At 63.4% G+C, this 23860-nt stretch carries 24 protein-coding genes; 7 read left to right on the top strand and 17 right to left on the bottom strand.

The window, feature by feature from the left end; translation table 11 throughout:
* Positions 1 to 36 precede the first annotated feature (36 nt).
* The 3 genes from ACR64R_RS15320 to ACR64R_RS15310 are packed head-to-tail and all read right to left on the bottom strand — an operon-like array spanning position 37 to position 2622.
* A complete protein-coding gene (locus ACR64R_RS15320; RefSeq protein ID WP_487357201.1) occupies positions 37 to 1221 on the bottom strand; it encodes a CaiB/BaiF CoA transferase family protein in 1185 nt (394 codons plus the stop codon).
* A 7-nt stretch (positions 1222 to 1228) separates the two neighbouring features.
* A complete protein-coding gene (locus ACR64R_RS15315) occupies positions 1229 to 1990 on the bottom strand; it encodes a 3-hydroxyacyl-CoA dehydrogenase (RefSeq protein ID WP_487357200.1) in 762 nt (253 codons plus the stop codon).
* A gap of 26 nt (positions 1991 to 2016) precedes the next feature.
* Positions 2017 to 2622 (bottom strand): GNAT family N-acetyltransferase, encoded by a 606-nt coding sequence (locus tag ACR64R_RS15310; protein ID WP_487357199.1) that lies wholly within the window; start codon positions 2620 to 2622, stop codon positions 2017 to 2019.
* Between the two features lie 309 nt (positions 2623 to 2931).
* Between ACR64R_RS15310 and ACR64R_RS15305 the strand changes: the two genes are divergently transcribed.
* Positions 2932 to 3921 (top strand): glutathione S-transferase family protein, encoded by a 990-nt coding sequence (locus ACR64R_RS15305; protein ID WP_487357198.1) that lies wholly within the window; start codon positions 2932 to 2934, stop codon positions 3919 to 3921.
* 8 nt (positions 3922 to 3929) lie between these two features.
* Here ACR64R_RS15305 and ACR64R_RS15300 read toward each other — a convergent pair whose 3' ends face one another.
* A complete protein-coding gene (locus ACR64R_RS15300) occupies positions 3930 to 4412 on the bottom strand; it encodes an ABZJ_00895 family protein (protein WP_487357197.1) in 483 nt (160 codons plus the stop codon).
* A gap of 77 nt (positions 4413 to 4489) precedes the next feature.
* Entirely contained in the window at positions 4490 to 4993 is a 504-nt protein-coding gene (locus ACR64R_RS15295; RefSeq protein ID WP_487357196.1) for an NUDIX domain-containing protein, read from the bottom strand.
* A gap of 170 nt (positions 4994 to 5163) precedes the next feature.
* On the opposite strand from ACR64R_RS15295, the gene ACR64R_RS15290 reads away from it, so the two are divergent.
* Positions 5164 to 6105 carry a metallophosphoesterase family protein gene (locus ACR64R_RS15290; protein ID WP_487357195.1) on the top strand — a complete coding sequence of 314 codons (942 nt, stop codon included), beginning with the start codon at positions 5164 to 5166 and terminating at the stop codon, positions 6103 to 6105.
* A 102-nt stretch (positions 6106 to 6207) separates the two neighbouring features.
* Here ACR64R_RS15290 and ACR64R_RS15285 read toward each other — a convergent pair whose 3' ends face one another.
* The 4 genes from ACR64R_RS15285 to leuA form a co-directional block, all read right to left on the bottom strand.
* The gene (locus tag ACR64R_RS15285; protein WP_487357194.1) at positions 6208 to 6825 is read right to left on the bottom strand and encodes a hypothetical protein; all 618 of its coding nucleotides are present in this window, start codon (positions 6823 to 6825) and stop codon (positions 6208 to 6210) included.
* Positions 6826 to 6981: 156 nt separating this feature from the next.
* Positions 6982 to 7785 (bottom strand): alpha/beta fold hydrolase, encoded by an 804-nt coding sequence (locus tag ACR64R_RS15280; RefSeq protein WP_487357193.1) that lies wholly within the window; start codon positions 7783 to 7785, stop codon positions 6982 to 6984.
* Positions 7786 to 7924: 139 nt separating this feature from the next.
* The gene (locus ACR64R_RS15275) at positions 7925 to 9715 is read right to left on the bottom strand and encodes a tetratricopeptide repeat protein (RefSeq protein ID WP_487357192.1); all 1791 of its coding nucleotides are present in this window, start codon (positions 9713 to 9715) and stop codon (positions 7925 to 7927) included.
* A gap of 195 nt (positions 9716 to 9910) precedes the next feature.
* On the bottom strand, positions 9911 to 11587 hold the full coding sequence (gene leuA / locus ACR64R_RS15270) for a 2-isopropylmalate synthase (RefSeq protein WP_487362449.1): 1677 nt from the start codon (positions 11585 to 11587) through the stop codon (positions 9911 to 9913).
* Positions 11588 to 12077: 490 nt separating this feature from the next.
* Between leuA and ACR64R_RS15265 the strand changes: the two genes are divergently transcribed.
* The 4 genes from ACR64R_RS15265 to ACR64R_RS15250 are packed head-to-tail and all read left to right on the top strand — an operon-like array spanning position 12078 to position 14366.
* On the top strand, positions 12078 to 13244 hold the full coding sequence (locus ACR64R_RS15265; RefSeq protein WP_487357191.1) for an ATP-grasp domain-containing protein: 1167 nt from the start codon (positions 12078 to 12080) through the stop codon (positions 13242 to 13244).
* Positions 13245 to 13248: 4 nt separating this feature from the next.
* Complete coding sequence (locus ACR64R_RS15260; protein WP_487357190.1) at positions 13249 to 14025, top strand: esterase family protein; 777 nt, start codon at positions 13249 to 13251, stop codon at positions 14023 to 14025.
* 11 nt (positions 14026 to 14036) lie between these two features.
* Positions 14037 to 14162, top strand: coding sequence for a hypothetical protein (locus tag ACR64R_RS15255; RefSeq protein WP_487357189.1), 126 nt, complete (start codon positions 14037 to 14039; stop codon positions 14160 to 14162).
* An 18-nt stretch (positions 14163 to 14180) separates the two neighbouring features.
* Positions 14181 to 14366 carry a hypothetical protein gene (locus ACR64R_RS15250; protein ID WP_487357188.1) on the top strand — a complete coding sequence of 62 codons (186 nt, stop codon included), beginning with the start codon at positions 14181 to 14183 and terminating at the stop codon, positions 14364 to 14366.
* A 45-nt stretch (positions 14367 to 14411) separates the two neighbouring features.
* On the opposite strand, the gene ACR64R_RS15245 is transcribed toward ACR64R_RS15250, so the two are convergent.
* From ACR64R_RS15245 to ACR64R_RS15225, 5 genes are all read right to left on the bottom strand, one after another.
* The gene (locus ACR64R_RS15245; protein WP_487362448.1) at positions 14412 to 15164 is read right to left on the bottom strand and encodes an SDR family NAD(P)-dependent oxidoreductase; all 753 of its coding nucleotides are present in this window, start codon (positions 15162 to 15164) and stop codon (positions 14412 to 14414) included.
* Positions 15165 to 15215: 51 nt separating this feature from the next.
* Entirely contained in the window at positions 15216 to 16310 is a 1095-nt protein-coding gene (locus tag ACR64R_RS15240) for an AbrB family transcriptional regulator (protein WP_487357187.1), read from the bottom strand.
* Positions 16311 to 16379: 69 nt separating this feature from the next.
* Positions 16380 to 16691, bottom strand: coding sequence for a putative quinol monooxygenase (locus tag ACR64R_RS15235; RefSeq protein WP_487357186.1), 312 nt, complete (start codon positions 16689 to 16691; stop codon positions 16380 to 16382).
* Positions 16692 to 16742: 51 nt separating this feature from the next.
* Positions 16743 to 17516: an SDR family NAD(P)-dependent oxidoreductase gene (locus tag ACR64R_RS15230; RefSeq protein ID WP_487357185.1), complete on the bottom strand. Its 774-nt coding sequence runs from the start codon at positions 17514 to 17516 to the stop codon at positions 16743 to 16745.
* A 68-nt stretch (positions 17517 to 17584) separates the two neighbouring features.
* Positions 17585 to 18019, bottom strand: coding sequence for a DsrE family protein (locus tag ACR64R_RS15225; protein WP_487357184.1), 435 nt, complete (start codon positions 18017 to 18019; stop codon positions 17585 to 17587).
* Positions 18020 to 18119: 100 nt separating this feature from the next.
* On the opposite strand from ACR64R_RS15225, the gene ACR64R_RS15220 reads away from it, so the two are divergent.
* Complete coding sequence (locus ACR64R_RS15220; protein WP_487357183.1) at positions 18120 to 19220, top strand: hypothetical protein; 1101 nt, start codon at positions 18120 to 18122, stop codon at positions 19218 to 19220.
* Between the two features lie 108 nt (positions 19221 to 19328).
* On the opposite strand, the gene ACR64R_RS15215 is transcribed toward ACR64R_RS15220, so the two are convergent.
* From ACR64R_RS15215 to ACR64R_RS15205, 3 genes are all read right to left on the bottom strand, one after another.
* Complete coding sequence (locus ACR64R_RS15215) at positions 19329 to 20276, bottom strand: cation diffusion facilitator family transporter (RefSeq protein WP_487357182.1); 948 nt, start codon at positions 20274 to 20276, stop codon at positions 19329 to 19331.
* A 16-nt stretch (positions 20277 to 20292) separates the two neighbouring features.
* Entirely contained in the window at positions 20293 to 22482 is a 2190-nt protein-coding gene (locus tag ACR64R_RS15210; RefSeq protein ID WP_487357181.1) for an anthranilate synthase, read from the bottom strand.
* Between the two features lie 237 nt (positions 22483 to 22719).
* Entirely contained in the window at positions 22720 to 23775 is a 1056-nt protein-coding gene (locus ACR64R_RS15205) for a M14 family metallopeptidase (protein ID WP_487357180.1), read from the bottom strand.
* Positions 23776 to 23860 lie beyond the last annotated feature (85 nt).

The raw sequence follows: 23860 nt of genomic DNA, 5'->3' as shown, positions 1-23860 counted from the left end.
CTCACCCGGGATAAGTTGATTTTGCTTCTCCGGTTATCAGCCGAGTACACCCGCCTTTGCAAGGGCTGCGATCTCCTCGCCGCTCAAGCCGAAGCGGGCCAACATGCTCGCGGGCGCGCCATCGGCGGTCGCGGGCGTTGAGGCAAGCGCCCGCGCACCTTGCGGAAAGCGCGGCGCCGGCGTCGGGCGCTCGAACCGGCCGAACTTCACAAAGCTCTGCCTGGCGCGATTGTGCGGATGGCTCCTGGCTTCGACCATCGACAGCACGGGCGCCACGCAGGCGTCGGTCGCGGCGAAAATCCCGGCCCATTCGTCACGCGTTTTCTCCTTGACCCGGCCAGCGATGGCGGCGCGCATCACCGGCCACGATGATCTTTCGTACTGGCTGCCGACAAAATGCCCGGCAAGCGGGAGGAGCCTGGCGAATTCGGCGAAGAAGCGAGGTTCGAGACAGCCGACGGCAATGTGCCTTGAGTCCGCCGTCTCATAGGTGTCGTAGAAAGGCGCGCCGGAATCGAGCAGGTTCTCGCCGCGCCTGTCGCTCCACAGGCCCGCCGCCATATAGGCGTGGATCGGCGCCGCGAGCATCGAGGCACCCTCGATCATCGAGGCGTCGACCACCTGGCCCTTTCCCGTCAGCGAACGCTGGAAAAGAGCTGCGAGCACGCCGGCGATGAGCATCATGGCGCCACCGCCCTGATCCGCGACCAGATTGAGCGGCGGTACGGGCGGCGCCTCCTTCCTGCCGATCGCGTGCAAGAGGCCCGCATAGGCGAGATAGGTGATGTCGTGCCCCGCTCGCCCGGACAGCGGTCCGTCCTGGCCGAATCCGGTCAGGCGGCCATAGACCAGCGCCGGATTGCGTTCGAAGAGCACGTTGGGTCCGAGGCCGAGCCGCTCCATCACGCCGGGGCGGAAACCTTCGACAAGCAGGTCGGCCGATGCCGCGATCCGCAGCAACAGCTCCGCGCCGGCCGGACGCTTCAGGTCGAGCTTGAGTATGGAACGGCCGTGGCGGTCGAGGTCGTATTCCTGCGGCAGGCTCAGGAACGGCTGGCCGGCATCGGCGCGTTCTATGCGCAGCACCTCGGCGCCCATTTCGGACAACATCAGGGCGGCAAGCGGCACGGGACCGAGCCCAGCCATCTCGATGACTTTCAAGCCGCCGAGTGGCCCGGTCTTCTCGGTGGGAACACCGGCGCCTGCCGGCGAGCCAGTCATCGCGCGCCTATTTCGGCGCCATGCGGATGGCGCCGTCGAGGCGGATTGTTTCACCGTTCAGCATCTGGTTCTCGACGATGTGGAGGGCAAGTGCGGCATATTCCGACGGCTCGCCGAGCCGTGGCGGGAAGGGCACGGATGCGCCGAGCGAATCCTGCACCTCCTGCGGCATGCCGGCCATCATCGGGGTCTTGAAGATGCCGGGCGCGATGGTGCAGACGCGAATGCCTGATCGCGCCAGATCACGCGCCACCGGCAGCGTCATGCCGACGACGCCCCCTTTGGAAGCTGAATAGGCGGCCTGGCCGATCTGGCCATCATAGGCGGCGACCGAGGCGGTGTTGACGATGACGCCGCGCTCGCCGCCTTCCAGCGGATCGAGTTTCGCCGCCCGGTCGGCGACGAGGCGGATCATGTTGAAGGTGCCGATCAGGTTGATCTCGATAACCTTGCGGTACTGGTCGAGCGGATGCGGTCCGTCCTTGCCGACGGTCTTCACGCCGATGGCGATGCCGGCACAGTTGATCAGGATGCGCGGCTCACCAAGCTTTCCAGCCACTTCGGTGATCGCCGCGGTGGCGCTGTCGCCGCTGCTGACGTCGCATTGGACGGCAATGCCGCCGATGTCGGCCGCGACTTTCGCCGCGCGCTCGACGCCCACGTCTAGGATGGCGACACGGGCGCCCCTGGCCGCCAGCGCGCGCGCCGTCGCCTCGCCAAGGCCGGATCCCCCGCCGGTGACGATCGCGATCTGGCCGTTCGGGGTCATGCAAGCCTCCAGGGTTTCGAATTATGCTACGAGGCGCGCAAAGGAGGCGCAACCGCAATAGCCGGGTCGATCGACGACTGCGCATGGGCGGCCGGACGGGCCAAGGCCGGAGCAAATTCGGCAACCCGCGCCATGCTGGCGTGGCAGACATCGCCGGCAAAGCGGGCAATGGAGCCAGCCCTGATCTCGTGATGAAGCAGCCGGTCGAGATCGACCGGGCGCGGCATGGTGATCTGCCCGCGCGGAAAGCGTTTGAAGCCGAGCGGTCCATAATATGGCTCGTCGCCGACCAGGATGACGGCAGGCGCGCCGGCCTTCCTGGCCGCGTCCAGCGCGATCGCGACCAGCTTGCGGCCGATGCCGAGATTCTTGAAGGCGGGACGCACGGCAAGCGGGCCGAGCATCATGGCGCGTCCGGCGCCCGCGGCCACGCGCGTCATGCGCACGGAAGCGATGACCGTGTCGTCCTTGACGGCCACAAAGGACATCGAGCGGTCATGCCCGCCTGACTCGCGGATCTTGTAGGCGGCAAGCACGAAACGGCCAGGGCCAAAGGCCTCGGCATTGATGGCTTCGATTTCAGCATCATGCGCCGGAGTCTCCGGCAGGTATTTCACGTCGGCAAGGCTCATGGTCTTTGCGTTCCGGGTATGCGAGGAGGGGGTGCTGCAAAGCGGCAGCATTCGCCAGTCAGCGCTTTCTAAGCGCGGGCGCCCTTTCGTCGTCGGTCGAACCGGATCGAGGCAAAGTCAAACATGGGCGCCTCCGCTAGCACCAATTTTGTGCCGCTGCAATCGGCGCCTTTTGTCTTTCTTGGCGGAGTTCGACGAACTGGTTCCGGCATTTGACGAACTGTTCAGCGCCGGAGGCCTTCGCCAGCCCGGCCATCGGCCTAGATTATCAGGTGCCTAGATTAGCCTGAACCGCAGGGAGACTTCCGCATGGGATTGTTGGTCGAAGGACAATGGCAGGACAGATGGTACGATACGGCCAGCAGCGGCGGCAGGTTCGTGCGTGCGCAATCGCAATGGCGCGACTGGGTGACGCGCGATGGCGCTCCGGCGGAAGGGCGCGAGCGCGGCTTCAAGGCGGAGCCTGGCCGCTACCATCTCTATGTCTCGCTGGCCTGTCCGTGGGCGCACCGGACGCTGATTTTCCGCGCGTTGAAGAAGCTCAACGGCATCCTTTCGGTTTCGGTCGTGCATCATTTCATGGGCGAGAACGGCTGGACCTTCAAAGCTGAGGACGGCGCGACCGGCGACACGCTATACGGCCTCGATTTCCTGCACCAGATCTATACCAAGGCCGATCCGACCTATTCGGGCCGCGTGACGGTGCCGGTGCTGTGGGACAAACAGGAAGAGACGATCGTCAACAACGAATCCTCGGAGATCATCCGGATGCTCAATTCAGCCTTCGACGAATGGGGAGATGCGAGCCTCGACTTCTATCCGGCGGCGCTGCGCGCCGATATCGACGGGATCAATTCGCTCGTCTATCCGGCGATCAACAACGGCGTTTATCGCGCCGGCTTCGCTACCACGCAGTTGGCCTATGAGGAGGCGTTCGGCGAATTGTTCTCGGCGCTAGATACGGTGGAAGACCGGCTGTCGCGGCAACGCTATCTCACCGGCGAGCACGTCACCGAGGCGGACTGGCGACTGTTCACCACGCTGGTTCGTTTCGATCCCGTCTATGTCGGCCATTTCAAATGCAACCTGCGCCGCATCGCCGACTATCCGAACCTGTCGAACTATCTGCGCGACCTCTATCAGGTGCCCGGCGTCGCGGGCACGGTCAACCTGCATCACATCAAGGCGCATTATTACGGCAGCCACAAATCGATCAATCCTACGGGGATCGTGCCGGTCGGGCCGGAGCTTGATTATGCGGCGCCACATGACCGGGGCAGGTTCAGGAGGGCGGCGTGAAAATTGTTTTACTGGAAAGGCTTTGCATCGAGTTGAGCCCGTCTGGCCCCGTTGGCCTTCAAGAGCCTCTTGCCGATCCGTTTATTGAAGCCGATTGCATTGAGGCAAAAACCAAAAAGCGCAAGTATGGCCATGACCATTATCCAGGCGCCGGTCGATACGCCCTCGACAGCCACCGGCGCAATGCCGACCGCTATCGAAACCAGCAGGCAAATGATTGAAAACAGCAACGATGCGGCTGTCGAGAAAGTAACAATTTTCCAGTACTCGTGCCTTTCGAACAGTCTTCCGTGTTGTCTTGTGAAATAGAAATAAGAACACGATGTTGAAGCGAATATTATAGCTAGATTGACGGGAGTCGACGTACTCTTTTCCATGGATGGAAGGGCGTACAAAAAAGCGATCCAGGCGAGATAAAGTACAATTGTGGTGGCAAGGTAAATGCCGACGTATCGCCAAATGTTGACCGTTTCATTTTCGCTCATGGACATATGTTTATGTTCCCCCTGCGTTGCTCGAAAATAGAGTCTGGATATTCAAAAGCAAGAGAAAATCGCTGTGGACGCGGCTACCAATAAGGTGAGATGCGCTCACCGCCAAAAATCTCGGCTATCCGCCGGAGCGTCGCTGGGGTCGTGCCCCCCGGCAAGCGGTCGATCGGGAAGAAGCCTGCTTCGGCGATCTCATGGTCGGGCAGTTTCGGCGCCGTCTGACTGAAGGCTTCGATCAAATAAAGGCCGACATGGTCGCGCTTGCTGGAGCGGCGGTTGAAATGCATCGACCTCAGCACCGGCGGCGCGGCCAGCGCGATGTTGCCTTCCTCGGTCAGCTCGCGCGTCAGCGCTTCTTCGAGCGTCTCGCCGGCCTCAACCCCGCCGCCGGGCAACTGCCAGCCGGGAACATAAGTATGGCGGATCAGGAAGACGGCGTTGGAGGCACGTTCGTAGACCAGCCCGCGCACGCCGAGCGTCATTGGGCGGCGCATCAGGAAGTAGAGATGGAACAGCCTTGCCCGCAGCCCCGGCCAGCCGGTCTGGCGGAATGCCTCTTCCGGATCGTCTCGACCGCTCATCCAACGATCCCCAAGCAGATGTTCGTGGGTTCTCCCACGAACATCCGCTTGGCTTTCCTTGTTTTTCGCAGGGGCTGGCCGCAAAACCGTGGGACACTTTTGCGGAACCTGCTTGGGCGAACAGCAAAGGGTGAGTGGAAAGCCTCGCCGGCGTCGCTTAAGAAGGGACCATGTTCAGGCTCGCGCATATTTCCGATGCTCATCTGGGACCGTTGCCCGATGTAACCTATCGCGACCTCGCGTCCAAGCGCGTGCTGGGTTACGTCAACTGGCAGCGCAACCGCCGCCGCCACATGCATGATGCGGTAATCGACACCATTGTCGCCGACATCAAAGCCAACGCGCCCGATCACCTCGCCGTCACCGGCGACCTCGTCAACCTGGCGCTCGACGGCGAGATCGAGATGGCGAAGCACTGGCTTGAGACGCTCGGATCGCCGCAAGACGTCTCCGTGGTACCCGGCAATCATGACGCCTATGTGCCGGGCGCCTTCGACAAGGTCTGCCGGGCGTGGGCTCCCTGGATGACTGGCGACGGCGTCAACAGTCCGGTCGACCGCAACTCCTTTCCGTATCTGCGCGTGCGTGGCAATGTCGCGCTGATCGGCGTCACCACGGCGCGCGCCACCGCGCCATTCATGGCAAACGGCTTCTTCATGGAAGGGCAGGCCGAACGGCTCGGCAAGGCCCTCGACGACACGGCGAAGCAGGGGCTCTTCCGGATCATCATGATCCACCACCCGCCGGTGCGCGGCGCGGTCCCGCAGCATAAGCGGCTGTTCGGCATTGCCCGCTTCCACAAAGTCATTCGCCGGCATGGCGCGGAGCTCGTCCTGCACGGCCATTCGCATCTGCCTTCCCTGTTCGCCATCGGCCCGCGCGGTGCCAAGGTGCCCGTGGTCGGGGTCGCTGCCGCCGGCCAGGCGCCCGGCGGCAAACAGCCGGCGGCGCAGTACAATATGTTCGAAATCAATGGAGAAAGAGGCGACTGGCGGCTCCGCCTGACCAGGCGCGGCCTGACCGGACCGGCCATTCCGCCTTCGGACCTGGAGACGGTGGACCTCGATGTGCCGGCCGGCGCGGCGCGCCAGACAGGGCAACTCGCCATTTGATGGAGACGGCGAAGCCACCGCCTTAACCGCTCAACTTTCCTGGATATGCCCTCACCCGGAGTTGCTTAGACCTGGAATTGCTCCGGCCTGAAATCGCTCTGGTCAGAAACTGATCCTCATCTGCATGATGCGATCCCAGAACAACGCCAGCGAAAAGGCCAAGCCGACAAGCGCCCCGGCAGTGATCAGGCCGAGGCCGGCGAAGAATGTCGTCCAGCCGCTGCGGCCGGTTTCGGATCGGATAGGCGGCTGCGCTTCACGAACCACGGGGCAATTCAGGCCGGAAGAGGCGCTTTCCAGGCCGCCCTCCATCATGCGCTGCCGCTCGACGACACGTTCCGCCACGTAACGCATGACTGCGTCGGCAACGACTTTCATCTCGGTCGTTTCAGCCAGCACCACGCGGCCGACGCGCGTATCCTTGAGGAAGCGGTAGGTTCGGCGGTCGCGTCCCATGGCGACGTGGCTCACCGCATCGATCCACAGCCGCGGCTGCAGGCCCGACGAGACGGCGAAGTCGAAGCTGTCGATGTCGAGGGGGACATCGGCAAACACCGGTGCAAGCTCGGCTGCCAGCAGATCGAGCCGCATGCGGTGCGCCTCGCGCATCTCAACGACCACGTCATCGCGGTCGGCGAACGCGTTCTTGACGTCGCGTATGGCATCCGAGAGGTTTCGCGATGGCTCGATCGGAGTAGTTTTTTCGCCTGCATCCTTCATGGGCGGCTGCCTCGCTGTTGGTTAACAGCGAGTTAACACACTCGCCGGCAAAATGCACTGCCGACGACAAGCGACAGGCTCGGTCCAGGCGGACGCTGCCACGGATATGTTCCGGGCCGGTCTGGAGCCCGTCCCCGCTGGAAATCCGCCTGGCGATCAGCTCGCGGTGGCGCCCAGCGCCGGACGCAACCGTCTGGCGCGCCGTCGCGTGTTGCGGCGCACGATCTCGGCGACCAGGTCAGGAGCCTCCTCGACCAGCATGTGACCCGCGTCAAGAACATGATGCAGATGGAAGTGCGACGGCAGAGCCTCTGTCTGTTCTACAGGCAGCAGCGGATCCTCTACTCCCCAGACGACCATCACCGGCATGTCGAGTGTATCCAGTTGCGCCCCGGGGATGACCCCTTGCCGGTCATCCCTGGTCATCGCGGCCGCCATATCGATCAGGGCCTGCAACTGGCGCGGCCGCTTGCGCATCCGGCACAGCGCGTCCACCACGTGGTCAGGCGGCACGCTGCGTGGACCTGACAGGGCCGCAAGGTTGGCGCGGATCTGTCTCCTGCCGGTCGCGGCGGCATAGCGGCGCAGCAGGTTTGCGTCGATTTCCGGACCGAAGCCGCCGGGCGCCAACAGCGTGAGCGAAGCCACCCTGCCGGGGTCGGCAAGCGCCATCAATGTCGCAATCGCGCCGCCCATCGAGTGCCCGACGAGGTGGACCTTGTCCAGCTGGCGGGCGGCAAGATCGGCAAGGATGGCTCGCGCGGCCGGCTTGGCGCCGCCCATGCCCTCGCATTCCAGCGAATGACCATGGCCCGGAAGATCGTAGGCCAATACTCTCGCCTCCGTGGCCAGCGAAGTCATGACGTCGCGCCAGATCTCACGGCAAGCTCCGAAGCCGTGCAGAAAGACGATAGTCTTCGGACCAGGGCGGCCTTCGACGATAAAGGGAATCGGAAGCATGAAAAATGGAGCGGTGAGGCGGCAAACCCAGATTGTGGCTGGATTGCTCCCGATCCAGACCGATAGCCAGTAAAATCTTCGCGACCGATGCGGTACGCAGTCCGGCGACCCGGATGCCCGAACATAGACGGGGGCGTGGTCAGCTCGGGTTGCCGATCCCGGCGGCGCGCAAGGATCGCACCAGCCGATCGGTGAGATCGGGAGGGTATTTGCGGTCGACGAACGTCGCGCGCGGGTCGGCGGCGAATTTTGGGAATTCGGCGGTGAGCTCGTTTGCAAGCTCGCCCGCCAGCTTGTTGCGGCCCGAAATCCTGGCGCCAATAAGACGCGCGGCCAGATAGTGAGACTTGGATGCAGTCGTGCGTAGCGACTCACTGGCGATGGCGGCCTTCTTCATGTCGCCCTGCATGAAAGCTCCGACGAACAAGCCATAGTCCCACCAGGTCGGATGGCCACTGAAGGCGTCGACCGCGCGGCCCAGGATCGGCGTTCCCTCTTCATATCTGCCGGCGAAGATCAGCCCGTAGCCGTAGGCGGCGGCCATGCCGAGGTCGTATGGGTTGAGTTCGTAGGCCCTGCGCATCAAACGGATCGCTTCGTCCGTGTTGCCGAGACGCGAGTTTATGTAGCCCAAGATGCGATGCGCGTGCGGGCTCATCGGCCCCATCTGGACGGCGCGATGGGCAAGTGTCATGGCTTTTTCGAGCGTCGCTTCCGGGGGATAGGCATAGTGCGCGGTGGCGGCTTCCACATGAAGTGCAGCCAGTTCCGCGTAGACAAGCGATGACTTGGTGCCTTCGCTGGCCAGTTCTTCCAGGCAACGATACGCAACCTCGTGGGTCTTTGCGCTCATGTCGAGAAAGTAGCGGTCGTCAAGCACCAGGCATGCGATCTGGCTGGTTTGGATGCCGCTCTGGTCGATGTAGCTGTAGATGGCGCCGGAAGCGGGAACGGTCGAGGTGAGAAGGCTGGCGATGTTGCTTTCAACCACACCAGGCGCGGTTTCGGCCGAAGTCAGGTTTCGCGACAGCAGGACACGACCGGTCGCCACGCTCTGCAATTCGACCGTGACGTCACCGGCGGCGGGGCCGGTAACAATATCGAAGACGAAACTGATCGGGTCGGCCGATTGATCGCGCGTTGAATCCGCATCGCGGCCGATGAAATCGATGGTGTCGAAGCCTGCAAGGCCGACGCGTAGCGACGAGGCGACGCGGGCCGCCTCCGCTCCGTTTGCCTTCACGGCAATGTAGATCAGCGGCAAGGAGCCGAATGTCGGCTGGGCGGCGGTGCCGGCAACGCCCGCCGTTTCGAGCGTGGCGGCTGTGTCGCCGCCGTTGAGGACGGCATTGCCTTGACGCACGATGAGCACGCCGAGCATAATTATGACCAGAACCATGGCAGCCCAGAAGAACCGCAGTTGCCGCGTGAGCGACTGGGCAGGCGCCGCAGGGGCGATCAGCGTTGCGGGTTCGCTCGACGCAGAGCCCTCCCGATGTTCGGTTGCAGCCGCGGCGGCTTCGGCCACCACCTCGGGGCGGCGCGCTATGCCGCCCGTTGTTGACCTTGCGTCGCCGGACAGCCGGATTGAGTTCAGTTCATAGGAGGGGACATAACCGCCGCGCGGAATGGCGATGCGCACCGGCTCGGCGATGCCTTCATTGGCGAAATACTGCTCCAGAAGCTCGCGCAAGCGGCCGGCCTGGACCCTGACCACGGCATCGGTGGAGGCGTCGAAATCGCCGTCCTTGCCGAAGACGTCCATGGCAATGGAAATGCCCTTCAGCCTGTCCGCTTCGCCGGCCTGCTCGCGTTCGACCAGATAGCGTAGAAGCCTGCGTGCACGCTCGGAGCGTCCGAACGTTTCGCTGGCAAGCAGTCGCTCCAATGTCTCGCGCACTGCGGGGGCGGCAGGCGGGGCATGCTCCAAGTGTCGATCCTTCCGAAGTCGGCACAGGTTAGGGCGCGATCATATAGCGCTCGCGCCGGCGCACAAGGATGCTTCTATTATGCGATCGCGTAAGCCACCGGAAATTCCCGCGCCGGTTAACGAATGGCAGGCTTGCGCCTCCGTGTTCGAAGTGCGGCGCAGGTTGGATGCGCCGCACTCCTATCGATTTGCAACTCAGCCAGCTTTATGACCGATGATCCGGTTGGCGGCCGAAACGACGGCCTCCAGCGAGGCGGCGACGATGTTGGTGTTGATGCCCGCGCCGAACAGCTTGCCGCCCGGATATTCCATTTCGACATAGGAGATCGCCGAGGCGTTGGAGCCGCGCTGCAGGGAATGCTCGGAATAGTCGAGCACCGACATGTCGACGCCGAGATGGCGCGAGAGCGCGTCGACGAAGCCGTCGATCGGGCCGGTGCCCGAGCCGCTGATCGTCACTTCCTGGCCGTTGTCGAGGATATCCGCCTCGACAATTCGCCGGCCCTTCACCTCGGTGTCGGGGTAGGTGCGGTGGTCCAGAAACTTCAGCCGCGCGCCGGGCTGGTCGACATAAGTTTCGAGGAAACGTTCGTGGATGCGCTTGGCCGGCACTTCCTTGCCCTCGGCGTCGGTGATCGCCTGGATCGCCTGGCTGAACTCGATCTGCAGATTGCGCGGCAGGTTTAGGCCGTAGTCGGCCTGCAGCACATAGGCGATGCCGCCTTTGCCCGACTGCGAATTGATACGGATGATCGCCTCGTAAGTGCGGCCGACATCGGCTGGATCGATCGGCAGATAAGGCACCTCCCAGAGCGGGGTGTTGGCCTTCTTCAGCGCTTTGATCCCCTTGTTGATGGCGTCCTGATGCGAGCCGGAGAAAGCCGTGTAGACCAGCTCGCCGACATAAGGGTGGCGCTCCGGGATCTTCAGCTGGTTCGAATATTCATAGACATCCTTCATCCGGTTGATGTCCGAGCAGTCGAGCTCCGGATCGACGCCCTGGGTGAACATGTTGAGCGCCAGCGTGACGATGTCGACATTACCGGTACGTTCGCCATTGCCGAACAGCGTGCCCTCGACGCGGTCGGCGCCGGCCATCAGGCCGAGTTCGGTGGTGGCGACGCCGGTTCCGCGGTCGTTGTGCGGATGCAGCGAGATGATCAGGTTCTCGCGGTTGTCGAGATTGCGGCACATCCACTCGATGCGGTCGGCATAGACGTTGGGCGTCGACATCTCGACCGTCGAGGGCAGGTTGATGATCAGCTTGTTGTCGGCCGTCGGCTTCACGATCTCGGTGACGGCATTGCAGATTTCCAGCGCGACCTCGAGCTCGGTGCCGGTGAAACTCTCCGGCGAATACTCGAAGCGATAACCGCCACCGGCCTTGGCCGCCATGTCGGTAATCATCTTGGCGGCGTCGGTGGCGATGCGCTTGATGCCGGCGACGTCCTTTTCAAAGACGACGCGGCGCTGCAGCTCGCTGGTCGAATTGTAGAAATGCACGATCGGCCGATGCGCGCCTTTCAGCGCGTCGAAGGTGCGGGTGATCAGCTCGGGCCGACACTGCACCAACACCTGGAGCGATACGTCCCTGGGCACGCCGCCTTGCTCGATGCACCAGCGGGCAAAGTCGAAATCCGTCTGCGAGGCCGAGGGGAAGCCGATCTCGATTTCCTTGAAGCCCATGTCGAGGAGCAGCGCGAACATGCGCGCCTTGCGTTCATGGCCCATCGGGTCGATCAGCGCCTGGTTGCCGTCGCGCAGATCGACCGAGCACCAGATCGGCGCCTTGTCGATGATCTTGTTCGGCCAGGTGCGGTCGGTCAGGCCGACAGTGGGGTAGGGCTGATATTTGCGTGCCGCATCCGGCATGTGGCCGGCCACGTGCCTATGGCTGTCAGCCTCGTCGACTCGGATTTCTTCTCGTGCGTTCATCGTCATTTCTCCCGGCGGCTCGCATGCCCGCTTCAGGCGGATGGTTGGCGAGCGTCGCCTCTACCAAAATTCGTTCGCTTTGATGTGACTTTGCCAAAATCTGGCCAAGGAGCGTGCGCCTCAAGCGGCGGTTTCGACCGCCGGGCGCTCCTTCAGCGAACCCGGCGATCGCCGATAAGGCCGAGAAGAAGCAGGGTGGAAGCGAGCGCGCGCGCGGTCTCGCCGGCGAAGCCGGTGCGAGAGGAAGCGACGGAGCGGGCGCGCGTGGTCATGGCGGCACTCTTACAGGAGCGGCCCAGCGGAGGCAAGCGGGACGCATGGGTGAATGCGACGCGTCTAATGTGATCGCCGATGCAGATGGCCTTCCCCACGCCGCGCAAATGCGCCAGACTTCACCATCGAGCGAAGCGCCGGGGAGGGGCGATTCATGAATTTCGTGTTCTTCTCGCCGCATTTTCCAGCGAATGGAACCGAGTTTTGCGACCGGCTGAAGAAGGCCGGGGCTACCGTGCTCGGCATCGGCGACGCACCTTACGAGACCTTGAACGGCAAGCTGAAGGCGGCGCTTTCGGAATATTATCGAGTCGCCGACATGGAAGATTACCATGCCGTATTCCGGGCGATGGGGCATTTCATCCACAAATGGGGCCGCATCGACCGCTTTGAGTCGCTCAACGAGCACTGGCTGGAGCTCGAAGCCAACATCCGCACCGACTTCAACATCTTCGGCACCAAGGTCGACTTCGTGAAGAACCTGAAACGGAAAAGCCGCATGCGCGCCTTCTTCCGCAAGAGCGGTGTCGAGACCATTCCGCAGCGCAAATGCTCCGACCGCGCCGGCGCCATGACCTTCATCCGCCGTGTCGGCTACCCGGTGGTGGTCAAGCCGGATTCGGGCTCGGGCGCTTCCAATACCTTCAAGATCTCTGACGCCAAGGAGCTCGACCAGTTCTTCAGGGATAAGCCCGAGGGTGTGACTTTCGTCATGGAGCAGTTCATCGAGGGATTGGTCGTGACCTTCGACGGGCTGGTCAACCGCGACGGCGAGGTGGTGCTGGCCGCCAGCCACCGTTACGACCAGAGCATCATGGACGCGGTCAACAAGGACCGCCACATGAGCTACACCTGCTTCCCCGAGATCACGCCCGCTGTGGAAGAGGCGGGCCGCAAAATCCTCAAAGCGTTCGACGTGCGCGAGCGCTTCTTCCACATCGAGCTTTTCGAGACCAAGGATGATCGCATCATCGCGCTTGAGGTCAACATGCGCCCGCCCGGCGCCTGGATGACTGACGCCATCAACTACACGTTCGACATCGATGTCTACGCCGCATGGGCCGACATGGTGGTCAAGGATGCCGTTGGCGGGCCGTACAAGGGCAAGTTTTTCACGGCCTACGCCAGCCGCAAGCGGCATATCGACTATTTGCACAGCCATGCGGACGTGCTGGCCGCCCACGGCGACAAGATCGTCCACCACCAGGCCATCGAGGAGGTATTCAGCCGCGCCATGGGCAATTACGCCTACCAGATGCGTTCCAAGGATCAGAAGGCGCTGCGCCAGGCGGTCGACTTTATCCACGCGGAAAAGGGCTGAGCCGATGGACGTCTCCTATCACAAGGGCCATGCCCGCAATCTCGGCCGCGACATGGAATACAAGCGCTACGGCCATGCCGGGCGCCCGGTGGTGGTGTTCCCGACCTCGCAGGGACGGTTCTACCAGTTCGAGGATTCTGGCGGCGTCGCAGCTCTTGCCGAATTCATCGACACCGGCCGCATCCAGCTCTTCACGCTCGATGGCATCGATTCGGAATCCTTCTTCAACGAGCATGCCGACGCGGCGCATCGCATCGCCCGCCACGAAGCCTATTTCCGCTATGTGCGCGAAGAGGCGCTGCCCGAGCTGCTGACGGTCGCCGCCAGGGCCAATGGCGGCCGCGCCTTGAAGCCGCTGTTCTGCGGCTGCTCGATGGGCGGCTACCATTCGTCGAACTTCGTGTTCCGTTTTCCGGAACTGGCGAGCGGCTTGATCTCGCTGTCCGGCGTCTATTCGGCCCGCGATTTCTTCGGCCGGACGCTGGACGGCAACGTCTATTTCAACTCGCCGCTCGATTATCTGCCCGGCATCGTCGACCAAAAGCTCCTCGGGCGGCTCAGGGCGCTGCGGCTAATCTTCTGCTGTGGCCAGGGCGCCTGGGAAGAGCGCATGCTGGTCGAGACACGCGAGCTGGAACAGGTGCTGCGCGACAAGTCCATTCCGGCCTGGGTCGACTATTGGGGCGGCGACGTCAGCCATGACTGGCCATGGTGGCACAAGCAGCTCGTCTATTTCTTCGGCCGCTGGCTGGATGACGATCTGATGCACAGGCTCGATTAAGGGGCGTATCCATGACAACAGCGCCCAACTTCTTTCGTCGTTTTGTAGAAGCCACCAATGCCGGTACAGCCGAAGTCTTTCTGGCCGCATTTACCGGCGATGCGTTGTTGAACGACCGGAGTCGGCAACTTCCATAGCCGCGACGGGATCGCGCGGTGGAACCGGTCGACAACATCCGCCTGCAATCCAATCTTCACGTCGTCAGCGTCGTGCGGCGCGACGGCGTCCGGCATGTTCGCGTAGCCGTGACCGGCAAAGGCTTCAACGGCGAGGGCGACATGGCCTTCACGCTGGACGGTGACCGGTCGCAAGACAGATTATCAGCCGAGGCGACGGCGTAATGGCGCCTGTAGCCGGTCGATAAGCTTCGCGACGGCGGCTTGCCGTCAGTAGGTCGTGCGTCCGCCGGAGAGGTCGAACGTCGCGCCTGTGGTGAAGGAGTTCTCGTCCGACAGCATGAAAGCGACCATGGCGGCGGCTTCCTCGACCTCGACGAAACGGCCGCGCGGCACCTTGCCCAACATATAGGAGACCTGGGCTTCGGTGAGTTGCTCCAGAATGCGGGTGCGGGCGGGCGAAGGCGTCAGCGCGTTGACGGCGATGTCGTGTCCGGCGAGCTCCTTGCCGAGCGACTTGGTCAGCGCCAGCACGCCGGCCTTGGCGGCTGAATAGGCGGCGGCGTTGGGATTGCCTTCCTTGCCGGCCACCGAGGAGATGTTGACGATGCGGCCGTAGTTGCGTGCGACCATGCCGGGCACCAGGCGCCGGCAACAGTAGAAGACGCCGTTGAGGTCGATATCGACGATCTGTCGCCAGGCGGCGGGGTCGTAATCCACCACGGTCGCGGCCGGCCCGGCGATGCCGGCATTGTTGACGAGGAGGTCGACGGGGCCGAGCGTCCGCTCGGTCTCGGTGGCGGCGCGATCAACGGCCTCGATCTGTGACTGATCGCAAAGGATGGCGGCGACGCTGCCGAGCGAAGCGAGTTTAGTTACGGCCTTGGCCATGGCGGCCTGGTCGACGTCCCAAATGGCCACGGCGGCGCCCGACGACAACAGGCGCCGGGTGACCGCAAGGCCGATGCCCTGCGCGCCGCCCGTCACGACGGCGATGCGGCCGGAAAGATCGATGGCGTTCAAACGGCGGTTCATAGGCTATTTCCCTTGCTTGCTGGCAATGGATAGCGTGGATCAGGCGTTGACGTTTCGCGCCACCAGCTTGGCTACGCTTGGCCCAATGAGCAGCGCGACCAGGAAGCGCGCCGACTGCAGCGCCATGACGAAGGAGATGTCGACGTTCCGCGCCGCGGCGGCAATGATGGCGACACTGTCCATGCCGCCCGGGCTGGTTGCGAGATAGGCGGTCAGCGGGTCGATGTCGAGCAGGCGGCTGATGACGAAGGCCATGCCGCCGCAAAAGGCGATCAGCGCGACGATCGAGGCGATGATCTGCGGCAGGGCGCGCGCCGCATGGCGCAGGATGGGCCGGGTGAAGTTCAGGCCGATCGACCAGCCGACCATGGCGTAGCTGATCGCCAGCAGCCAAGGCGGCAATTGCATCGGCATGCCGAGGCCGAGATGGATCATCGCGCCGAAAATGAAGGTGCCGAGAAAAAACGGCGAGGGCAGCCTGGCCAGCCTTCCGAGCAGGCCGCCCACGGCGGCGATGCCGACCGTGGCGGCAAGGGCGAAGGCATCGATGGGCGGAAACCAGACGATGGGCGATACCTCGATGCCGGATGTGTCGACCCACATCCTGGCGACGAGCGCGGCGGTCATCGAGACGAAGATGACGCGCAGATATTGCATGAAGGCGACGAGACGCTGGTCGGCGCCGAAAGCGCCGGCCATCAGCACCATGGCGGTGGCGGCCCCCGGCGAGGAACCCCAGACCGCAGTGGTGCCGGGCAGGATGCGCCAGCGGCTGATCAGCCAGCCGAGCAGACTGGACGCGGCGACGGTCGCCATCACCACACCGAGGAAGAGCGGCCATTCGTCATAGAACACCGGAAAGATGTCGGCGGAGATCGAGCTGGCAACGAGGCAGCCGACAATCGCCTGGGCGGAGCCGAACAGCGGTGGCGGCACGCGCACGGTGGCGCCGTTGATGCCGGCCATGATCGCGGCAAGCATCGGGCCGACAAGCAGCGCCGCCGGCAGGGCCGCAAGCTCCAGCGCGGCGGCGAAGAGCAGTGAAAACACCATCAGCACCAGCCACTGTCGCGGCGGACGCAGGGGCGCCAGGCGCTCAACCGGGGTTGGGTTCTGCTCTGGTGAAGAGTCCATGTTTCCGCTCTTAGAGGGGACGCAGACAAATGCGAACCTGCCTTTCGCGGAAAATGCGCGTCCGGGAGATCAGCCAACCTTTTCGGGCGACAGAAGGCCGAAACCGCCGACCGGGTGGGTCTCGACCTGGAATTCGAAGCCGGCGATGAAGGGACGCGCCTTGGCGATCGCCGCCTGGACTTCCGGCAGCTGCAGCGATGCCTTGTGGCTCGCCTGGTCGGTCCACACCTCGGTGACCCAGATCGCGTCGGCGTCGACCGGATCGGTGGCGATGATGTAGCTCAGGCAGCCGGGAAGAGCGCCAGTGCTTTCGCGCAGCACGTCCATGACCGCATCGCGCTGGCCGCGCGCCGCCCGCATCTTGCCGATCAGTCCGTACATGCCCTTGATCTCCCTCCAGGTTGCACGCGCATCAATTATGCAATCGCCGTCTCACGGCATCAACTGGCCACCATTCACCTCGATCACCTGGCCTATGACGTAGCCGCTCAAAAGGTCGGATGACAAAAACAGGTAGGCGCCGACGCAGTCCTCGGCGGTTCCGGCGCGGCCCTGCGGTATGGTCGTGACCATGGCCTTGATCTGCTCGGTGGTCGAATAGCGCTCGTGAAAGGGCGTCAGTATGGTGCCTGGCGCCACCGCGTTGACACGGATGCGGAAGCCGATCAGCTCCTTGGCCATGCCGCGCGTCACGTTGGACACAAAGGCCTTGGACGAGCCGTAGAGCCCCGCGCCGCCGCCGGCGCCGTTGCGAGCGGCAATCGAGGAGGTGTTTATTATGAAGCCGCCCTGGCGCTTCAGCCACGGGATCGCCTTGCGCGAGGCGGTTAGCACCGAGCGAGCGTTAAGATTCATCACCGCGTCGTAATGCGCCTCGTCCTGATCGGCATAGGCGACGCGGCCGAGCATGCCCCCGGCATTGTTGACCAGGCCGTCGAGCCGCCCGAAATGGTTTGCGCTCTCCTCGACGACGCGCTCGACGTCGGCGGGTATCGAAAAATCGCCCTGGACCAGAAACACCTCGCCGCCATCGTCGCGGATGGATTCGGCGACGGCTTCGGCGGGCGCCCGGCTCGCATTGTAGTGCAGTGCGACGTGGCATTTCTGCGCCGCATAGGCACGGGCAAGTGCCGCGCCTATGCCCGTCGAAGCGCCGGTGACCAATACCGCCTTGCCGGCAAGATCGGGGATGGCAAGTTTTGTCATATTGGCTGGCCTCCTGGTTCACATCTTTCGTAAGCCATTGCCAGCCTGCCGTTCAAGCGCGCGTGCTGTCAGGGCCGGAGATAGACATAGCCCTGATGCTGCAGCTCGGCGAGCTTCACGACGCCGCCCTTCTCGGCAAGCTCGAAGCCCGCCAGCAGGTCTGTCAGCGTGATGTCCATGCCATGCAGGGTGTTGCCGCAGGCTTGCGGAACGAGACCCTGCCGGACAAGGCCGGCAAAGCGGCTGGAAACAGCGCCGGAAGCGCCCTTGGCCTTGAAGGCGGCCAGAGCCGGACCATGCACCACCAGGACGATATCGACATTGCCGCCGGTGCCCTCATAGTGGTTCTTGATGTTGCCGAGGACGAAATTCACCTTGTCCGCGTCACTGAGATGATAGGCGACTTTCAGCCTTTGCTCAGGCGTTGCCGCGTTTGCCCGGCTCAGGCCGAACAGGCCCGCGGCGCCTGCAAAACCGGCACGAAAGATGTCACGGCGCAGCATCCTATCCTCCCTGCCTCGTCGCCTCGCATGATTTGGCATGGTCCGGGCGACGCTCCTAGGCTAGCATATATTCCAGTCCTGTGGGTGGGAGGAGGGTCACATGACAACGAGGACCATGGTGGCGAGGACCATGGCGGGCGCGCTGTTTTGCGTTACCCTTGGCGCAGTTGACGGCCCGGCGTGCGCCGAACAGCCACCCAAACTCCCCGAGCTCAGCCCAACCGGCGCCGATGTCTGCTTCGGCCGCGTTTACGATGCCGCCCATCTGAAGGCGCATCCGCATCAGAAGGTGGCGCGCATCTTCTTCTTCTACGGGCATGACCCGGTGAGCCGCCCGAACGAAGAACCGCCCGCCAACCAGGATAATTCCTACAATGGCTTCCTCACCACCACGGTTCGCGGCGCCAAGAAGCCGGAATGGGCGAGCAGTTGGTGCAACAGGAATGATCCCGACGACAAGGCTAGCGGCATCCGCTGCGGAATGGATTGCGACCGGACGCTGGCTTCGCTGAAAGTCGACGACAAGGGTAAGCTTCTGCTCTCCAGCCTGTCGCAAGATGTCTATCTCGATCCTGACGCGGCGGAGTCGATGAGCAAGGCGGAGTACGCCAGGCAGGCGCTGGGCAGCGAGGACGACAATTTCAAGCTGGATCCGATGCCTGCCGACGACTGCAAGGCGGAGTTCGCGCGCATCGATCCGATCGATCCGGCGCTGGGCGATCCGCTGCGCGTGCGGCTGAAGCCTGATCAGCCCTTCTGCTTCGGGCGCGACTACGACGATGCGCATCTGAAGTCGCATCCTAACCAGCTCACGCAATCGATCCGCGTTTTCCGCGGCCCGATCGAGCTCGCCTCCTTCGCCGCCGGCGGCGATGCCGCGAACTGGCCCGACGGGGCTGACATCGCCGTTTCGGTGACGACAAGGCAGAAAGACAAAAAGGTCACGCAGACCTATTCCTGCCAGGGCGAGGCCGACCAGTGGCGCTGCTCGGCCAGCTCCAAGATGAGCGATTTTACCTGCGACATCTCGCAGAAGGAGATTTTCCTCAAGCGCGGCGCCAACGGCACGATGATGCTGGCCAATCCCAACAATGCGGTCGCGGTGGTCGATCTCTGCTCGAAGGCAGGGGATGGCAAGACGAAGTCGGACGACAAGGTCTTTAGGCTGCAGCTGATGCCCCAGCCGGCATGTGCGCCGTGACCAGCGCTTGGTGATTCCATGGTCTGCGTTGCTTCGCTTCTTGCTTCGCCTGAAATGACGAAGTTGGAAGGCTTCGACGAAACTTCCAACGCTGCGATATGAATTGCCTTACGCGAAAGGCACCGCGGCGGTGCCTTTCGGCAGCTTGGCCTCGTCGTCCGGCTCGACATGGATGGTGACGCGCACCGACGGGATTTCGGCCTTCAGCGCGTCCTCGATGCGGTCACAGATGACGTGGCTGGCGCCGACCGTCATGTCGGCGTCGACGACCAGGTGGAACTCGATGAAGGTTGCGCGTCCGGCAATGCGCGTCTTCAGGTCGTGCACCTCGAGCGCGCCTTTCGAATTGGCCGAGATGATGTCGCGGATCTGCATGTGTTCCTGGTTGTCGACGGCGCGATCCATCAGGCCGTTCATCGAAGAGCCGATGACATGCCAGCCCTGCCACAGGATGTTGAGCGCGACGATCACGGCGAGCGCCGGGTCGAGGATCTGCCAGCCGGTAAGCACCGCGCCGACGAGACCGCCGAACACGCCGATGGATGTCACCACATCGGTCATGATGTGCTGACCGTCGGCGACCAATGCGGGCGACTTGGCGTTCCGACCGACGCGGATCAGTAACCAGGCCCAGACAGCGTTGATGACCGTTGCGACGCCGTTGACGGCAAGGCCCTGCCAGGGCTGCTCGATCGGCGACGGATGCTGCCAGGACCGCCAGACCTCGTTGAGGATCAGGAGGGCCGCGACGACAATCAGCACGCCCTCGAGGACGGCGGAGAAATACTCGGCCTTATGATGACCGAAGGGATGGTCCTGGTCGGCGGGCTTGTAGCTGACCTGGATCGCCCAGAAGGCGGCTACCGAAGCGATGACGTTGACGATCGATTCCGCCGCGTCCGAATAAAGCGCGACGGAGCCCGTGATGTACCAGGCGACCACCTTGAGGGCGAGTACGACGAAGGCGACGACGATCGACCAGAATGCAAGGCTGGCGACCTTTTGCCTGGTCGCCGCCTTTGCTTGCGCCGTCGTCATCGTCATTGCCGCGTTCATTCCGACTTACCCGCCCCTAGGCGGCCTTTTCCTTGGCCTTGCGCGGTAGATGCGCGACGATGTTCTCGATGATACGCATGCCGGCGTTGTGACCGAGCGTCATGATCGATTCCGGATGGAACTGCACCGCCGCGATCGGCTCCTTGCGGTGCTCGAAGGCCATGATGATGCCGTCCTCGGTCTCGGCGGTAACCACGAAGCCGTCAGGAAGGCGCACCGGATCGGCGAAGATCGAGTGGTAGCGGCCGACAGTCACTTCTTTAGGCAGGCCTGAGAAGATGATGCCGGGCTTGGAGACGCGTATGCGCGAGGGCTTGCCATGCATGGGGATGTGCAATTGCCTTAGTTCGCCGCCATAGGCCTCGGCCAGCGCCTGCAGGCCGAGGCAGACGCCGAAGATCGGCAGGTCGCGGGCGCGCGCCTTCTTGATGGTGGCGGCGCAGTCGAAATCCTTCGGGGTGCCGGGGCCGGGCGACAGCACGACGAGATCAGGCTTCAGCCGGTCGAAGACCTCTTCCGCCACCGGTGAGCGCACGGTGGAGACATTGGCGCCGGTCTGGCGGAAGTAGTTGGCCAGCGTGTGGACGAAAGAGTCCTCATGGTCGACGAGCAGGATGTTGACGCCGTCGCCGACGCGCGCGGTGGCGCGCTCGGCGCCTGCGGCGTTGCCGGTCTTGGCCTCGCGGATGGCGGAGAGCATGGCTGATGCCTTCAGTTCGGTTTCGGCTTCTTCTTCCTCGGGAACACTGTCGAAAAGCAGCGTGGCGCCGGCGCGCACCTCGGCGATGCCGTCCTTGATGCGGATGGTGCGCAGGGTCAGCCCGGTGTTCATGTCGCCGTTGAAGTTGACCATGCCGATAGCGCCGCCATACCAGGCGCGCGGGCTTTTCTCGTTCTGCTCGATGAAGCGCATGGCCCACAGCTTCGGCGCGCCGGTAACGGTGACCGCCCAAGCGTGCGAGAGGAAAGCGTCGAAGGCGTCCATGCCCTCGCGCAGCCGCCCCTCGATATGGTCGACGGTGTGGATCAGGCGCGAATACATCTCGATCTGGCGCCGGCCGATGACACGCACCGAGCCCGGTTCACAAACGCGGGACTTGTCGTTGCGGTCGACATCCGAGCACATGGTGAGTTCCGACTCGTCCTTCTTGGAGTTGAGCAGCCTCAGGATCTGCTCAGAATCCGATATGGCGTCGTCGCCGCGTTTGATGGTGCCGGAGATCGGGCAGGTTTCGACGCGGCGGCCGTTGACGCGCACGAACATCTCCGGCGAGGCGCCGATCAGATATTCGTTCTCGCCGAGATTGATGAAGAAGGAATAGGGCGACGGGTTGATCGATTTCAGCTTGCGCGAAATGTCGGATGGGTGGGTCTCGCAGCGCTCGTAGAACATCTGGCCGGGCACGACCTCGAACAGGTCGCCGCGCTTGAAGCTTTCCATCGCCCGGCGCACCAGGCTCGCGTATTCACCCGGCTCGTGGTCGCCGCGCGGCGGGATGCGGTCGGCGGTCTTGAAGGGTTCTATGTGGGCGTCGCGCGGCATGCCTTCGGTGGAGAAGCCTTCGCCGGAATAGTCGTAGCGGTCGGTCCAGGCCTTGGTCGAATAGTGGTCGACGACGAGGATTTCGTCCGGCAGGAACAGCACGAGGTCGCGCTGGCTCTCCTTGCGCTCAAGCTTGTAGTCGACGGGGTCGAACTGGAAGGCGAGATCGTAGCCGAAGGCGCCGTAAAGGCCGAGGTTGGCGTCTTCCGCGGTTTTGAACAGCGCGGTGATGGCACGCAGCACGGTGAAGACGGATGGAACGCGGCTGCGCTCCTCCTCGGTGAAGACACGGCCCGGCTTGGCGACATCGAGGCGAATGAGCGTCTTCGAGGTCTCGGCGATCGTCACTTCGTTGAGCGCGCCAAGCGTCTTGCCGATCACCGGCAGCAGCACTTCGCCGCGCTTGTTCAGCGCTTCGATGCGCATGGCGCGTCCGCGCGCCGAAATTACCAGCGGCGGATCGATGATGGCGGTGTCCCAGCGGGTGTAGCGGCCCGGATATTCATAGTTCGAGGAAAACACCGCGCCGCGGCGCGAATTCAGGCCGTCGACATAGGCATCGATCGCGCCTTCGTACGGCCTATCGTGCCGCTCGCGGGTGATCGTCACGCCGCCCTCGGTGACGAAGCGCTCCGCCCCGTTATCCAGAACTTTAGTCGTCATTGCCGTCTCCATCAGCGTTTTGGGCAACGGACCCGGGAATGGCTTCAAAAAACAAATGGCCGCCCGGACATTCCGCTGCGGCCACCCTCATTTTCACGCGCACATGCACGAACAGGCCGCTGTCAGCAGCCCCACCACCAAATGGTCTTGTTCGAACGCATGTTCATGTCGACTCCCATAGCGACGAATGGAGGTCCTTGCAACTGGATTTCACGCCAATGCCGAGGCCGCGGGGCTTCAGTCCTCGAGCGTACCGGAACGCGCGTCGCCGCTCTTCTTGTCGCCAGCGAGCTTCAACAGATCCTCGCCGGCGCGGATGATGCGGCGCGAGCGGCGGGTCAGAATGAAGCCCGATTGCGGGGCAAACACTTCCGTGCGGCCGCCGACCTCGCCGGGCGCATGCACGATTGTCGCCAGCCTGTCACCTTTCTTTACACGATCTCCGGGCGTGACGTCGTACAGGATGGCGCCGGCCCGGGGCGAGGGCATCATGTCGATGTTTTCCAGCGGCACTACAGGTCCGGAAAATGTCTCGAATTTCGGCACGGATGAGTCCTGGATCACGCCTCGTGTGACCAGCAGACGGTAGAGCCCCCCGGCATCGGAAGCAGCCAGTGGGCCATCCACATCGAGCATGCCGCGATATTCGACAGTGGTGACGACGCGCCGCTCGAGGCGTGCGACGCTGGCCGGCACGTTCTGGTAGGGCATGATCGAGGCGCCCTCGAAGGTGCCGGTGTCGTCCTCGCTCCACAGCACGACGGCTTCGGCGCCCATGGCGGCGGCACAGTCGGCCATATGCGGCCACAGGCTGGTGTGGATGTAGAGATAGGCGAGGCCTTCGTCGTCGCAGTGAAGGTCAAGGACGATGTCGTTGCCGAGCGAGAGCTGGACGAGCCGGTTCTTCAGCCGGCGATCGGCGCCGCCCAGGCTGGCATCAGGCAACAGTCTGGCGTCGGGCGCGGCAAGCAACGGGAAGGACCGGTTGAAGTTTGTCCTTGTGCCGAGATTGAAGCGGCCCTGATGCTCGCCGAAATGATATTGCGCGCGCCCGATCGGATTGGCCCAGGGCACGATCGTGATCAGACCCTTGATGCTGCCCTCGGCCTCCGCCTTGGCAAGCATCGGCATCAGGGCGTCGATGGCGACGACGCCCGGCAGTTCGCCGGCATGGAGAGCGGCCTGCAGATAGGCGGAAGGAGCCGCCTTGTCCTTGCCCTCGAAGCGGAAGACCGGAAATTCGTAGGCGACGCCTTCGCTGTCGCCGGCGATGTGTTCGATCGTCTTCTGCATGGGGCACCTCCGCGTGACGTGGTTTCACACATGCATTTTTGCGATCGGGCTGTCGAGTGGTCCCAGCGCGTGTCGCGCCGCAGGG

Source organism: Mesorhizobium sp. MC2-1-1, assembly GCF_057597255.1.
The sequence above is the reverse complement of the archived record's forward strand: the minus strand, read 5'-3'. Positions and strand labels throughout refer to the sequence as shown.

What these genes read in the sequence shown, in the direction of transcription:
- ACR64R_RS15320 (WP_487357201.1), bottom strand. Translation starts at nt 1,221, where the DNA reads ATGACTGGCTCGCCGGCAGGCGCCGGTGTTCCCACCGAGAAGACCGGG.
- ACR64R_RS15315 (WP_487357200.1), bottom strand. Translation starts at nt 1,990, where the DNA reads ATGACCCCGAACGGCCAGATCGCGATCGTCACCGGCGGGGGATCCGGC.
- ACR64R_RS15310 (WP_487357199.1), bottom strand. Translation starts at nt 2,622, where the DNA reads ATGAGCCTTGCCGACGTGAAATACCTGCCGGAGACTCCGGCGCATGAT.
- ACR64R_RS15305 (WP_487357198.1), top strand. Translation starts at nt 2,932, where the DNA reads ATGGGATTGTTGGTCGAAGGACAATGGCAGGACAGATGGTACGATACG.
- ACR64R_RS15300 (WP_487357197.1), bottom strand. Translation starts at nt 4,412, where the DNA reads ATGTCCATGAGCGAAAATGAAACGGTCAACATTTGGCGATACGTCGGC.
- ACR64R_RS15295 (WP_487357196.1), bottom strand. Translation starts at nt 4,993, where the DNA reads ATGAGCGGTCGAGACGATCCGGAAGAGGCATTCCGCCAGACCGGCTGG.
- ACR64R_RS15290 (WP_487357195.1), top strand. Translation starts at nt 5,164, where the DNA reads ATGTTCAGGCTCGCGCATATTTCCGATGCTCATCTGGGACCGTTGCCC.
- ACR64R_RS15285 (WP_487357194.1), bottom strand. Translation starts at nt 6,825, where the DNA reads ATGAAGGATGCAGGCGAAAAAACTACTCCGATCGAGCCATCGCGAAAC.
- ACR64R_RS15280 (WP_487357193.1), bottom strand. Translation starts at nt 7,785, where the DNA reads ATGCTTCCGATTCCCTTTATCGTCGAAGGCCGCCCTGGTCCGAAGACT.
- leuA (WP_487362449.1), bottom strand. Translation starts at nt 11,587, where the DNA reads ATGCCGGATGCGGCACGCAAATATCAGCCCTACCCCACTGTCGGCCTG.
- ACR64R_RS15265 (WP_487357191.1), top strand. Translation starts at nt 12,078, where the DNA reads ATGAATTTCGTGTTCTTCTCGCCGCATTTTCCAGCGAATGGAACCGAG.
- ACR64R_RS15260 (WP_487357190.1), top strand. Translation starts at nt 13,249, where the DNA reads ATGGACGTCTCCTATCACAAGGGCCATGCCCGCAATCTCGGCCGCGAC.
- ACR64R_RS15255 (WP_487357189.1), top strand. Translation starts at nt 14,037, where the DNA reads ATGACAACAGCGCCCAACTTCTTTCGTCGTTTTGTAGAAGCCACCAAT.
- ACR64R_RS15240 (WP_487357187.1), bottom strand. Translation starts at nt 16,310, where the DNA reads ATGGACTCTTCACCAGAGCAGAACCCAACCCCGGTTGAGCGCCTGGCG.
- ACR64R_RS15235 (WP_487357186.1), bottom strand. Translation starts at nt 16,691, where the DNA reads ATGTACGGACTGATCGGCAAGATGCGGGCGGCGCGCGGCCAGCGCGAT.
- ACR64R_RS15230 (WP_487357185.1), bottom strand. Translation starts at nt 17,516, where the DNA reads ATGACAAAACTTGCCATCCCCGATCTTGCCGGCAAGGCGGTATTGGTC.
- ACR64R_RS15225 (WP_487357184.1), bottom strand. Translation starts at nt 18,019, where the DNA reads ATGCTGCGCCGTGACATCTTTCGTGCCGGTTTTGCAGGCGCCGCGGGC.
- ACR64R_RS15220 (WP_487357183.1), top strand. Translation starts at nt 18,120, where the DNA reads ATGACAACGAGGACCATGGTGGCGAGGACCATGGCGGGCGCGCTGTTT.
- ACR64R_RS15215 (WP_487357182.1), bottom strand. Translation starts at nt 20,276, where the DNA reads ATGAACGCGGCAATGACGATGACGACGGCGCAAGCAAAGGCGGCGACC.
- ACR64R_RS15210 (WP_487357181.1), bottom strand. Translation starts at nt 22,482, where the DNA reads ATGACGACTAAAGTTCTGGATAACGGGGCGGAGCGCTTCGTCACCGAG.
- ACR64R_RS15205 (WP_487357180.1), bottom strand. Translation starts at nt 23,775, where the DNA reads ATGCAGAAGACGATCGAACACATCGCCGGCGACAGCGAAGGCGTCGCC.